The organism is Pseudomonas sp. R4-34-07 (assembly GCF_003852375.1).
In the GTDB taxonomy this organism is placed as follows: Bacteria; Pseudomonadota; Gammaproteobacteria; order Pseudomonadales; family Pseudomonadaceae; genus Aquipseudomonas.
Map to the genome: position 1 here is coordinate 17,657 of NZ_CP027760.1, position 12,789 is coordinate 30,445.

At 62.5% G+C, this 12,789-nt stretch carries 12 protein-coding genes; 5 read left to right on the forward strand and 7 right to left on the reverse strand.

Going from position 1 to position 12,789, the window contains the following annotated elements:
• Positions 1-2: 2 nt before the first annotated feature.
• The 3 genes from rsmB to def form a co-directional block, all read right to left on the reverse strand.
• Entirely contained in the window at positions 3-1,313 is a 1,311-nt protein-coding gene (gene rsmB, locus C4J85_RS00075) for a 16S rRNA (cytosine(967)-C(5))-methyltransferase RsmB (RefSeq protein ID WP_124408696.1), read from the reverse strand.
• Positions 1,310-2,263, reverse strand: coding sequence for a methionyl-tRNA formyltransferase (gene fmt, locus C4J85_RS00080; protein ID WP_124408697.1), 954 nt, complete (start codon positions 2,261-2,263; stop codon positions 1,310-1,312). Before fmt ends, rsmB begins: the two co-directional genes overlap by 4 nt.
• A 69-nt stretch (positions 2,264-2,332) precedes the next feature.
• Entirely contained in the window at positions 2,333-2,839 is a 507-nt protein-coding gene (def, locus tag C4J85_RS00085; RefSeq protein WP_005783383.1) for a peptide deformylase, read from the reverse strand.
• A 135-nt stretch (positions 2,840-2,974) separates the two neighbouring features.
• Between def and C4J85_RS00090 the strand changes: the two genes are divergently transcribed.
• The 3 genes from C4J85_RS00090 to C4J85_RS00100 all read left to right on the forward strand — a co-directional run bounded on the left by C4J85_RS00090 (position 2,975) and on the right by C4J85_RS00100 (position 5,546).
• Complete coding sequence (locus C4J85_RS00090; protein WP_124408698.1) at positions 2,975-3,751, forward strand: peptidoglycan-binding protein; 777 nt, start codon at positions 2,975-2,977, stop codon at positions 3,749-3,751.
• Positions 3,752-3,814: 63 nt separating this feature from the next.
• Positions 3,815-4,918 (forward strand): DNA-processing protein DprA, encoded by a 1,104-nt coding sequence (dprA, locus tag C4J85_RS00095; protein WP_124408699.1) that lies wholly within the window; start codon positions 3,815-3,817, stop codon positions 4,916-4,918.
• Positions 4,919-4,988: 70 nt separating this feature from the next.
• Positions 4,989-5,546, forward strand: a complete 558-nt coding sequence (locus C4J85_RS00100; protein WP_124365246.1) for an L-threonylcarbamoyladenylate synthase — start codon at positions 4,989-4,991, stop codon at positions 5,544-5,546.
• A 104-nt stretch (positions 5,547-5,650) separates the two neighbouring features.
• On the opposite strand, the gene C4J85_RS00105 is transcribed toward C4J85_RS00100, so the two are convergent.
• On the reverse strand, positions 5,651-6,628 hold the full coding sequence (locus C4J85_RS00105; protein WP_124405890.1) for a quinone oxidoreductase: 978 nt from the start codon (positions 6,626-6,628) through the stop codon (positions 5,651-5,653).
• Positions 6,629-6,788: 160 nt separating this feature from the next.
• On the opposite strand from C4J85_RS00105, the gene hemF reads away from it, so the two are divergent.
• Both hemF and aroE read left to right on the forward strand, forming a co-directional pair.
• Positions 6,789-7,721: an oxygen-dependent coproporphyrinogen oxidase gene (gene hemF, locus C4J85_RS00110; protein ID WP_124408700.1), complete on the forward strand. Its 933-nt coding sequence runs from the start codon at positions 6,789-6,791 to the stop codon at positions 7,719-7,721.
• A complete protein-coding gene (aroE, locus tag C4J85_RS00115; RefSeq protein WP_124408701.1) occupies positions 7,721-8,539 on the forward strand; it encodes a shikimate dehydrogenase in 819 nt (272 codons plus the stop codon). The genes hemF and aroE overlap by 1 nt, the downstream gene beginning before the upstream one ends.
• 113 nt (positions 8,540-8,652) lie before the next feature.
• Here aroE and C4J85_RS00120 read toward each other — a convergent pair whose 3' ends face one another.
• From C4J85_RS00120 to betC, 3 genes are all read right to left on the reverse strand, one after another.
• A complete protein-coding gene (locus C4J85_RS00120) occupies positions 8,653-10,221 on the reverse strand; it encodes a SulP family inorganic anion transporter (protein ID WP_124408702.1) in 1,569 nt (522 codons plus the stop codon).
• Positions 10,222-10,319: 98 nt separating this feature from the next.
• Positions 10,320-11,234, reverse strand: a complete 915-nt coding sequence (choX, locus tag C4J85_RS00125; RefSeq protein ID WP_124408703.1) for a choline ABC transporter substrate-binding protein — start codon at positions 11,232-11,234, stop codon at positions 10,320-10,322.
• 16 nt (positions 11,235-11,250) lie between these two features.
• Positions 11,251-12,765, reverse strand: coding sequence for a choline-sulfatase (gene betC, locus C4J85_RS00130; protein ID WP_124408704.1), 1,515 nt, complete (start codon positions 12,763-12,765; stop codon positions 11,251-11,253).
• Positions 12,766-12,789 lie beyond the last annotated feature (24 nt).

Genomic DNA, 12,789 nt, shown 5'->3' on the forward strand with positions numbered 1-12,789 from the left:
ATTCAGCCGCGCGCGGCGGCGATCTTGATCAGTTTGGCGTAGTAGAAGCCATCGTGCCCGCCTTCCTGCGCGAGCAGTTGCCGGCCGTGCGGTTGCTTGATGCCGGCCGTGGTCGCAAGGTCTAGCTCCCGCGCGCCGGTGGTGCGGGCAAGGAAGGCTTGGATGACCTCGGTATTCTCGGTGGGCAAGGTGGAGCAGGTGGCGTACAGCAGGATGCCGCCGACTTCCAGGGTCGGCCATAGCGCGTCGAGCAGTTCGCCTTGCAGCACGGCCAGGGCGGCGATGTCGTCGGGCTGGCGGGTCAGCTTGATGTCCGGATGACGACGGATCACGCCGGTGGCCGAACACGGCGCATCCAGCAGGATGCGCTGGAACGGTTTGCCATCCCACCAGGTGGCGGTGTCGCGGCCGTCGGCGGCGATCAGCTCGGCGCTGAGGCCCAGGCGTGCGAGGTTCTCGCGTACGCGCACCAGGCGTTTGGCTTCCAGGTCGACGGCAACTACACCGCCCAGGTCTTTTTCGACTTCCAGGATGTGACAGGTCTTACCGCCAGGCGCGCAGCAGGCGTCCAGTACGCGCTGGCCGGGCGCCAGGTCGAGCAGGTCGGCGGCCAATTGCGCGGCCTCGTCCTGCACGCTGATCCAGCCTTCGGCAAAGCCTGGCAGGCTGCGCACGTCGGTGGCGGTCTCGAGCACGATGCCGTCGATGCTGTACACACATGGCGCGGCGCTGATGCCGGCCTCGCTGAGCAATTGCAGATAGGCGTCGCGGCGGTGATGGCGACGGTTAACCCGCAGGATCATCGGCGGATGCGCGTTGTTGGCCGCGCAGATGGCCTCCCATTGCTCGGGCCAGAATGCCTTCAGGGATTTTTGCAGCCAGCGTGGATGCGCGGTACGCACCACCGGGTCATGTTCCAGCTCGGCCAGCAGCGCTTCGCTTTCGCGCTGGGCGCGGCGCAACACGGCATTGAGCAGGGCCTTGGCCCAGGGCTTTTTCAGCTTGTCGGCGCAACCAACCGTCTCACCAATGGCAGCGTGGGCCGGCACGCGGGTGTAGAGCAACTGGTAGAGACCCACCAGCAACAGCGCCTCGACGTCAGCGTCCGCCGCCTTGAACGGCTTTTGCAGCAGTTTGGCTGCCAGCGCCGACAAGCGTGGTTGCCAACGGGCGGTGCCGAACGCCAGGTCCTGGGTGAAACCGCGATCGCGGTCTTCAACCTTATCCAGTTGCGTGGGTAACGAACTGTTCAGCGACGCCTTGCCGTTGAGGACGGCGGCGAGAGCCTTGGCGGCAGCCAGACGTGGGTTCATTGGGCGGCCGCCCCGAGTACGCTGCCCAAGGCAAATTTCTCACGGCGGCTGTTGAACAGATCGCTGAAGTTCAGCGCCTTGCCGCCGGGCAATTGCAGGCGCGTCAGACACAGCGCCTGTTCACCGCAAGCCACCAACAGGCCGTCCTTGCTGGCACCGATAATCTCGCCGGGTGCGCCTTTGCCGTCGGCCAGGGTCGCGGCCAACACCTTCAACGCTTCGCCGTTAAGGGTGCTGTGGCAGATCGGCCATGGGTTGAAGGCCCGCACACAGCGCTCCACCTCCACGGCCGGGCGGCTCCAGTCGATGCGTGCTTCGTCCTTGTTCAGTTTGTGGGCGTACGTCGCCAGGCTGTCGTCCTGCACCTCGCCTTCCAGGGTGCCGGCAGCGAGACCGGCGATGGCCTGGATGACGGCGGGCGGGCCCATTTCAGCCAGGCGGTCGTGCAGGCTGCCGCCGGTGTCTTCAGCGGTGATCGGGGTGGTGACTTTGAGCAGCATCGGGCCGGTGTCCAGGCCGGCTTCCATGCGCATGACGGTCACGCCGCTTTCGCTGTCGCCGGCTTGCACCGCGCGCTGGATCGGCGCCGCGCCGCGCCAGCGTGGCAGCAACGAAGCGTGGCTGTTGATGCAGCCCAGGCGCGGGATATCGAGTACGGCCTGGGGCAGGATCAAACCGTAGGCGACGACCACCAGCAGGTCCGGCTTCAGTGCGGCCAGTTCAGCTTGGGCGTCGGCGTTGCGCAGGGTCGGTGGCTGCAGCACGGTAATACTGTGCTCCAGCGCCAGTTGCTTGACCGGGCTGGGCATCAGTTTTTGCCCGCGCCCGGCCGGGCGATCCGGCTGGGTGTACACCGCGACGATTTCATAAGGGCTGGCAAGCAGCGCCTTGAGGTGTTCGGCGGCAAATTCGGGGGTACCGGCAAAAACAATGCGCAGTGGCTCGGTCATCGGAGTTCTCGGTTAAAAACAGTCACAAAAGAAAAAGGCTTGCCGCAGCAAGCCTTTGGAAGAAGGGCATCAAGCTTGCTGGCGATGCTTTTTTTCCAGCTTCTTCTTGATCCGGTCACGTTTGAGGGTGGACAGGTAATCGACAAACAGCTTGCCGTTGAGGTGGTCGCACTCGTGCTGGATGCACACCGCCAACAGGCCTTCGGCAATCAGCTCGAACGGCTTGCCGTCGCGGTCCAGGGCCTTGATCTTCACGCGCAGCGGGCGCTCGACGTTCTCGTAGAATTCCGGCACCGAGAGGCAACCTTCCTGGTATTCGCCCATCTCGTCGGTCAGCGGTTCGAACTCGGGGTTGATATACACCCGCGGTTCGCTGCGATCTTCGGAGAGGTCCATGACCACGACGCGCAGGTGCACGTTGACCTGGGTCGCGGCGAGGCCGATGCCCGGGGCTTCATACATTGTTTCAAACATGTCATCGACCAACTGACGAACCTTGTCGTCCACTACGGCCACCGGCTTGGCGATCGTGCGCAGGCGCGAGTCGGGAAATTCGAGGATGTTCAAAATAGCCATAAGCGTAATTGCTGCACATGTGAGGTAGAGGCAAATCGGCGGTGGGATGGACCCAGGCAGCCGGTGTGAAACGTTCGAAAGCCGCGAAGGCTATGGCGTTTCACGCGAACGCACATAATAAAGGAGATTGACCCCATGAGGAAATCGCTACTCGTCTTGCTGCTATGGACCCCGTTCGCCATGGCGCTGATTCCCCAGCCCGGCCAGCGCCTGGATTCTTCCACGCAAAAGGCTATCCAGGGCTTCTTGCTGCACAACCGCATACTCGACTCGCCCCAGGACCTGGACAACGCGCCCTATATCGTTGCTGCCGATGCCGGGCGCGTGCTGGGCGCCACGGGTGAACGCATCTATGCCAGAGGCAGCCTGGACCCGACCCAGCCGAGCTATGGGATCTTCCGCCGAGGCAGGGTCTACACCGACCCCAACACTCGGGAATTGCTTGGGGTCAACGCCGACGACATCGGCACCGCACGCTTTTTGCTGGCTGACGACCTGACCACCCTGGCCGTGCAAAGGGTGACCCAGGAAGTGCGCCCAGGCGACCGTTTGCTGCGCGCCGAACCCGGCGTCGGCCTGGCGGACCTGAAAATCCCTGCAGCTGCGCCCTTCGTCGAAGGGCACATCATCGACATCCCCAAGGGGGTCACGCAGATCGGCGTGCTGGATACGGTAACCCTGAACAAGGGGCGCCGCGATGGCTTGGTCGAAGGCCAATTGCTTACGGTGATCCGGGCTGGCTCCTCGGTGCGCGATGCACTTACCGGTAGCCCGACGAGACTCCCGGAGGTTCGCGCCGGCACGCTGTTGGTATTTCGCACCTATGAAAAACTCAGCTATGCCCTGGTGCTCAGCGCGTCCCGCTCCCTGGCGGTAATGGATCGTTTCGAGAGCGCCGATCAAACGCAATAAATAGCCTGCTAAATAAGTTACCAACAGAGTTATCCACAGCTTGTTCCGGTCAAGGACGATCAAATGTTTCCGATAAACAGTCATGAAATTTCCCCGGCAGAGCTGGAAGCCCGGCTACGCTTGCACAGGCTGCCGGAACTGGGTCCCCAGCGTTTTCGCGTGTTGATCGAGGCGTTCGGCTCTGCTTCCAAAGCCATCAGTGCACCGGCCAGTGCCTGGCGCGCGCTCGGGTTGCGGGCGGTGAGTGCCGATGCCCGGCGCAGTGCGGATGTTCGCGATGGCGCCAGTGCGGCGCTGGCGTGGCTGGCCCGCCCGGCCCAGCATTTACTGATGTGGGACCAGCCTGACTACCCTGCACTGCTCAGCCAGATCGACGATGCACCGCCGCTATTATTCGTTGCCGGCGACCCGACGTTGCTGGAAAAACCGCAGCTGGCCGTGGTCGGCAGCCGTCGCGCTTCCCGCCCTGGCATGGACACCGCTGCCGCCTTTTCCCGCAGCCTTGCCAGCGCCGGTTTTGTCATCACCAGCGGCCTCGCACTGGGTATCGACGGTGCGGCTCACCAAGCCGCATTGGACGTGGGTGGTCATACCATCGGTGTGCTCGGCACCGGCCTGGAAAATTTTTATCCACAGCGCCATAAGACGCTCGCCGCCGCCATGATTGCCCAGGGCAGCGCCGTGGTCTCCGAGTTTCCCCTGGACGCCCCACCCCAGGCCGGCAACTTTCCACGGCGCAATCGCATCATCAGTGGTTTATCCCTGGGTGTTCTGGTGGTGGAAGCCGGCATGGCCAGTGGTTCGCTGATCACCGCACGCCTGGCTGCGGAACAAGGGCGTGAGGTCTATGCCATTCCTGGTTCCATCCATCACCCCGGCGCCAAGGGTTGTCATCAGTTGATTCGTGATGGCGCGGTGCTGGTGGAAACCATCGAGCACATTCTGGAAGGCTTGCGCGGTTGGCAGGCGTTGTCACGCCCGGCGCCGGTGCCGGTGGTGCATCCGCTGGTGGCCCTGCTGCACGCGGCTCCCCATACCAGCGAAGCCCTGGCGATTGCCAGTGGCCGGCCACTGGCCCAGGTGCTGGCGACCCTGACCGAGCTGGAACTCGAGGGCCAGGTGATCTGCGAAAGCGGGCGATGGCTGGCGCGCTGCGAACGTTTGTAGCGGCTTTTGTAGCTGGGTTTCGTAACGAAGATCGGTAAACTGCCCACAGCTTTAGTTCGGAGGGTAAATAATGGTCAACAGGTGGCGTGTGCTGGAAGCCGCGCGAGAAATTCGCGCAGGTGCGGTGATTGCCTATCCGACCGAAGCGGTCTGGGGCCTGGGCTGCGACCCGTGGAATGAAGAAGCGGTGGACCGTCTGCTGGCGATCAAGAATCGCTCAGTGGATAAGGGCCTGATCCTGGTGGCGGACAACATTCGCCAGTTCGACTTCCTGTTCGAAGACTTCCCCGACACCTGGATCGAGCGCATGGCCAGCACCTGGCCTGGGCCGAATACCTGGCTGGTGCCCCATCAGGACTTGCTGCCGCAATGGGTCACCGGTGTGCATGACACTGTGGCGCTGCGGGTCAGTGACCATCCGTTGGTACGGGATTTGTGTGCTCAGGTCGGGCCGCTGATTTCCACCTCGGCCAACCCCCAGGGCCGCCCGGCCGCGCGTACGCGGATTCGGGTGGAGCAGTATTTCCGTGGGCAAGTGGACCTTGTGCTGGGTGGCGCCCTGGGTGGGCGCAAGAACCCGAGCCTGATCCGCGACCTGGTGACAGGGGATGTAGTGCGACCGTCTTGAGACCGAGTCGCGCCCATCGGGGGCGAGCCCCCTCCCACATTTGATCGGTGTTCGTCATGACAACTCGGTCAAGGGTGGGAGGGGGCTTGTTCCCGATGACTTGTTTAAGGCAGCAGAATGGTTGAGCCCGTCGTGCGCCGCGCCGACAACTCGGTCTGCGCTTTGGCCGCATCCGCCAGCGCATAACGCTGGTTGATGTCGATGCGCACCTTGCCGCTCTTGATCATCGAGAACAGATCATCGGCCATTGCCTGCAAGTCCTTTGGATTGCTCGCATAGGTCGCCAGCGTTGGGCGGGTGACATACAGCGAACCCTTCGCCGCCAGAATCCCCAGGTTCACCCCGTCCACCGCACCCGACGCATTCCCAAAACTCACCACCAAGCCACGCGGTGCCACGCTGTCCAGTGAGGTCAGCCAGGTGTCTTTGCCGACGCCGTCATACACCACCGGCACCTTTTTGCCGTCAGTCAATTCCAGCACGCGCTGTGCGACATTTTCCTTGCTGTAATCGATGGTTTCCCAGGCGCCCAGGGATTTGGCCAGGGCGGCCTTCTCCGGTGAGCTCACGGTACCGATCAACTTGACGCCCAGCGCCTTGGCCCATTGGCAGGCCAGGGAGCCCACGCCGCCGGCAGCGGCGTGGAACAGAATGGTTTCGCCGCCCTTCAACTCATACGTCTGGCGCAACAGGTACTGCACGGTCAGGCCCTTGAGCATGGCGCCGGCGGCCTGTTCGAAGCTGATCTCGTCTGGCAGGTGCACCAGGTTGGCGGCGGGCAAGACATGCAACTGGCTGTAGGCGCCCAGCGGGCCGCTGCCGTAGGCCACGCGGTCGCCGACCTTGAACTGGCTGACGTCACTGCCCACGGCATCGACCACGCCCGCCCCCTCTGCGCCCAGCCCCGATGGCAAGCTCGGTGGTGCGTAAAGGCCGCTGCGAAAGTAAGTGTCGATGAAGTTCAGGCCAATGGCTTCGTTACGTACCCGAACCTGCTGTGGGCCAGGCTCCGCTGGTGTGTAGTCCACATACTCGAGCACGTCGGGGCCGCCATGGGCGCTGAACTGGATACGTTTGGCCATTTACCTTCTCCTTGGGTCGAATAATACAAAGGCCCCTATCGGACTCCTAAGCTTGATCTTCGTCAACTGCGACGGCACGGGGTGCGGTGGTATCCTGTGCGCCCATTTGCCGCCGACGCCCAATGGCCTCGCGTAGCTTTGCCCGATTCAAGGTGATGCCATGACTACCCGCACCGAGGCTGTTAAAGCCTACCTGCTTGACCTGCAAGACCGCATTTGCAGCGCCCTGGAAACCTTCGAGACGGACACACGCTTTATCGAAGACGCCTGGACCCGGCCTGCCGGTGGCGGCGGTCGCACCCGTGTGATTGAAAACGGTTCGGTGATCGAAAAAGGCGGCGTTAACTTTTCCCACGTGTTTGGCAGCGGCTTGCCACCGTCTGCCAGTGCACACCGCCCGGAACTGGCCGGTCGCGGCTTCGAGGCACTGGGTGTGTCGCTGGTGATCCATCCCCATAACCCCCATGTGCCGACGTCCCACGCCAATGTGCGCTTTTTCACCGCAGAAAAAGAAGGCGAAGAGCCGGTGTGGTGGTTTGGCGGCGGCTTTGACCTCACGCCGTACTACGGCAATGAAGAGGACTGCGTGCACTGGCATCGCGTGGCCGAGCAGGCCTGTGCGCCATTCGGCGCGGACGTCTACCCGCGTTATAAAGCCTGGTGCGACACCTATTTCCATATCAAGCACCGCAACGAGCCGCGTGGCATCGGCGGCCTGTTTTTCGATGATTTGAACGAATGGGGCTTCGACACCTGTTTCGCCTTCATCCGCGCCATCGGTGATGCCTATATCGACGCCTACCTGCCGATCGTGCAACGCCGCCAGGCGATGGCCTATACCGAACAGCAGCGCCAGTTCCAGGAGTTTCGCCGGGGGCGTTACGTCGAGTTCAACCTGGTCTATGACCGTGGCACCCTGTTCGGCCTGCAATCGGGCGGGCGTACCGAGTCGATCCTGATGTCGCTGCCGCCCCAGGTGCGCTGGAGCTACGATTGGAAAGCCGAAGCCGGCAGCGATGAAGCGCGCCTCACTGATTACTTCCTGCAGGACCGCGACTGGCTCGGCCTGGCTGCGCCCAAGGTGGTGGAGTGATGGATCGCTATGTCGTCTTCGGCAATCCCATCGGCCACAGCAAGTCGCCGTTGATTCACCGCATGTTCGCCGAACAGACCGGCGAGCAACTGGACTACAGCACACTGCTCGCGCCGCTGGAGGATTTCACCGGCTGCGCCCGTGAGTTCTTTCAACACGGTCGTGGCGCGAACGTCACCGTGCCGTTCAAGGAAGACGCTTTCCGGCTGGCCAACTCACTCACCGAGCGCGCCCAACGCGCCGGCGCGGTGAATACCCTGAGCAAGCTGGCCGATGGCACGTTGCTGGGGGATAACACCGATGGCACCGGCCTGGTGCGCGACCTGACCGTGAACGCCGGGCTCAACCTGCAAGGCAAGCGCATTCTGCTGCTGGGCGCCGGTGGCGCGGTACGCGGCGTGTTGGAGCCGTTGCTGGCTGAGAAGCCTGCCTCGCTGATTATCGCCAACCGCACCGTGGAAAAAGCTGAGGTGCTGGCCGAGCTGTTCGACGACCTGGGGCCGGTGTCTGCCAGTGGGTTCGATTGGCTGCGTGAGCCGGTGGACGTAATCATCAACGCCACTTCCGCCAGCCTGTCAGGCGATGTACCGCCAATTGCGGGCAGCTTGATCGAACCGGGCAAGACGTTCTGCTACGACATGATGTACGCCAAGCAACCCACCGCGTTCTGCCGCTGGGCTGAAGAACAGGGTGCTGCGGTAGCGATGGATGGCCTGGGCATGCTGGTGGAACAAGCGGCGCAAGCCTTCTTCCTGTGGCGCGGTGTGCGTCCGGATTCGGCGCCAGTGCTGGCCGAATTGCGCCGCCAGCTGGCTTGACGCCAATCAAACTGTGGGAGGGGGCTTGCTCCCGATAGCGGTGTTTCAGTCAACATATGAGTAGCTGACAGACCGCAATCGGGAGCAAGCCCCCTCCCACAGTTTGATCGCGTTCAGTCTTCGAAATGGATGGGGCACTTGTCTGGCCCTTCCAGTTTCTTCAACTCTTCAACGACTTGTGGCCTGGCCCCGCGCAACGTCAGGCTACGTCCGTGCCGCTTCAACCGCCGCGCCTCCTGATGCAGCATCTCCACCCCGGAATAGTCGATGAAGTTGATCTGCTGCGATTCGATCACCACCCGCTCGCCCTGCAGACTCTGCAGGCGCACTTGCAGGTAGTGGCTGGCGCCAAAAAAGATCGAGCCACCCACTCGCAATACATCCTCGTCACCGTCGCGCCACTGCTGAATGCGCGGTTGCGAAGTGCGCTTGAGGTAGAAAAACAGCGACGCGAGCACTCCCGCATAAATCGCCGTTTGCAGTTCCAGCAGCAAGGTGGCGATACACGTCAGGCCCATCACCACAAATTCGGCGCGGCTCACACGGAACAACGCACGGATGCCTCGGCGGTCCACCAGCCCCCAGCAGATCAGCAGGATGCTCGCCGCCATGCTTGGGATCGGAATGTGTGCGATCAGCCCCGCGCCAAACAGCGCGAACAGCGCTACCCAGAGCGCGGAAAACACGCCGGCCAATGGCGAGCAGGCCCCCGCCTCGTAACTGAGACCGGACCGGGTGAAGGAACCCGCCGACACATACCCGGAGAAAAATCCGCCGATGATATTGGATAAACCCTGGGCTCGGACTTCCTGATTCGCGTCGAGCAATTGCTGGGAACGGGCCGATAGGGAACGCGCAATCGACAGACTGGTGACCAGGCCCAACATGCCCACTGCCACGGCACTCGGTAGCAGGCGCAGGATCGTATCCAGATCCATTGGCAATGAACGCAAGGGCGGTAGCTGGCCGATAAACGCACTGACCAACGCCACATGCCCGAACAGCGCCGGCCACAGCCACGCGGCCAGGCTGCCCAGGGCCAGGGCGATCAACAGGGTAGGCCAGCGTGGCATCAGGTATTTGAGCAGCGCGCCCACCAGCAAGGTGCCCAAGCCCAGGGCGAGCGAGGCGCGGTCCCCCTCGCCGCCATGCTCGAGCAGCGCCAGCAGGCTGTTGATGGCGGTGGCCTGGCTCGCAAGCTCCAGCCCCAGTAGGTTGGGCAACTGCCCGAGGGCAATCACGACGGCGGCGCCGAGGGTGAAACCGAGTACCACGGAATGGGAGACGAAATTCACCAGCGCGCCGAAGCGCAGCATGCCCAATAGCCATTGGAAAGCGCCGGCGAGGACGGTCAGCAGCAGGATCAAGGTGATGTAATCCTGGGAACCCGGCACCGCCAGCGGGCTGATACTGGCGTAGAGCACGATGGAGATCGCCGCGGTAGGACCGCAGATCAGGTGCCAGGACGAGCCCCACAGGCAAGCGATTAACACCGGAACGATGGCCGCATAGAGCCCGTATTCTGGTGGGAGCCCGGCGATCAGTGCGTAGGCAATCGACTGCGGCAGCGCAAGTACCGCGCCGCTGAGGCCGACGACGGCATCCCGGCCCACACTGGCGCGGGTTTGGCGCGGCAGCCAACTGAGGAAGGGGAATAGTGTGTGGCGGTTGGGCCGGGGCATCGCGGGCTCGGATTCAAGGGTTGGGCTCAGGTTATCAGTACACACAGGTCCTTGTGGGAGGGAGCAAGCCCCCTCCCACATTTGGATCGTGGTGTGTCTTAGAGTTTGGCTTTCACAGCGGCCAATGCATCCTGGCCATCCAGCGTCTTCACACCTTCCAGCCACTTGTCCAACACCGCCGGATTGGCCTTGATCCACGCCTTCGCGGCGTCCGCATTGCTGACCTTGTTGTTCACCACGTCAGCCATGATGCTGTTCTCCATGGCCTGAGTGAAACTCAGGTTGGTCAGCAGTTTCCCCACATTCGGGCAGGCTTGCGCATAACCCTTGCGGGTCAACGTGTAGACGCTGCCGGTGTCACCAAAATACTTCTCGCCGCCCTTGAGGTAACGCATTTTCAACTGCACGTTCATCGGGTGCGGTGTCCAGCCGAGGAAGGTGACGAATTTCTGCTTCTTCACCGCCCGTGACACTTCCGCCAGCATCGCCTGCTCACTCGATTCGATCAGCTTCCACTGGCCAAGCTCGAAGTCATTTTTCTTGATGATCTCCTGCAGCGAGATATTCGCCGGTGCGCCGGAGCCGATGCCGTAGATCTTCTTGTCGAACTTGTCGGCAAATTTATTCAGATCGGCAAAATCATGCACGCCGGCTTCCCACACGTAGTCCGGTACGGCGAGGGTGAACTCGGTGCCGTCGAGGTTCTTCGCCAGCTGCACCACCTCGCCGTTCGCCACGAACTTGTCATAGAAGCCTTGCTGCGCCGGCATCCAGTTGCCCATGAACACGTCGACCTGGCCGTCCCTGAGCCCGCCGAAGGTAATCGGCACTGCCAGGGTGTCGACCTTGGCCTTGTAGCCCATGCCGCTCAGCAGAAAACCGGTGATGGCGTTGGTCGCCGCGATATCGCTCCAGCCGGGGTCGGCCATTTTCACCGTTTCACAACTGGCGTCTGCGTAGGCGTTGGCGCTGCTCAACGCCAGGATGCCCAGCACAACCGTTAATTTTTGCATGGCCTTCCCTCTGTATTTATTGGTTTTGGCAGGGTTGTGGATAACGTGCCTTGCGCTCCAGGTCGTCGAGGTCGATATGGTTGCGCATGTACTGCTGACTGGCGTCTACCAGGGGCTGGTGATCCCAGCTCTTCAGCTTGCCTTGGGTCAGTGCCTCGAATACCAGGCGACGGCGGCGTTGGCTGGCGAGCACCTGTTGGTGGATCGCCGGGATGTCCCATTTGGCCCGCGCTTCGTTCAAAAACGCCTCGAACAGTGGCCGGTGTTCCGGTGACTGGCTGAGGTTCTCCCGCTCGTGCGGGTCGTTGTGCACATCGAACAGCAGACAAGGGTCGTCTTCGCTGTAGATGAATTTGTAGGCGCCTCGGCGAATCATCATCAGTGGGCTGATGGTGCCTTCGGCCATGTATTCGCCGAACACTTCGTCGTGTCCGCCCTCGCCTTTGAGGTGCGGCAGCAGCGAGCGGCCATCCAGTGGCAGGTGTGGGTCGAGCTCGCCGCCGGCCAATTCCACCAGGGTCGGCAACAGGTCGGCGGTCGACACGGCCTGGGTCACACGGCGCGCCGCGAATTGCCCCGGCGCACTGACCAGCAGCGGCACGCGGGCGGCCATCTCGAACCAGTGCATTTTGTACCAGAGGCCACGTTCGCCCAGCATGTCGCCGTGGTCGCCGGAGAAGATGATGATGGTGTTATCCGCCAGGCCGGTGTCTTCCAAGGTTTGTAGCAGCTTGCCGACGTTGCTGTCGATGTAGCTGCACGCGCCGAAATAGGCACGGCGCGCATCGCGGATTTTATCCACAGGCAGCGGCTTGTCCCACAGGTCGTAGACCTTGAGCAAACGCTGGGAGTGCGGGTCGAGATCGCCCTGTGCCGGCGTGGCGGGCAAGGGGATGTCGGCGTCGTCGTACAGGTCCCAGAACGGCTTGGGAATGGTGTACGGGTCGTGGGGGTGGGTCATCGACACGGTCAGGCAGAACGGTTGCTCGCCGTCCTCGCGGATATGATCGAACAGGTATTGCTGGGCCTTGAACACCACCTCTTCGTCGAAATCCAGCTGGTTGGTACGCACGCACGGCCCGGCTTGCAGCACGGAGGCCATGTTGTGGTACCAGGTGGGGCGTACATCCGGTTCGTCCCAGTTCACCGCCCACCCATAGTCCGCCGGGTAGATGTCGCTGGTCAGGCGCTCTTCATAACCGTGCAACTGGTCGGGACCGCAGAAATGCATCTTGCCCGACAGCGCGGTGCGGTAACCGAGGCGCCGCAGGTAGTGGGCGTAAGTGGGTACATCGGCCGGGAAGTCTGCCGCGTTGTCATAGGCGCCGATCTTGCTTGGCAACTGGCCGCTGACCAAGGTAAAGCGCGAAGGCGCACACAGCGGGCTGTTGCAATAGGCGGCGTCGAAGACCACGCCGTGTTCGGCGAGGCGGCTCAGGTTCGGCAGCTTGATCGGGGAAGATCCGTAGAAGGGCAGCATCGGTGCGGCCATTTGATCGGCCATGATGAAAAGAATGTTCTTGCGCTTCATGGGTTCTCGGCATTCCATAGGCAG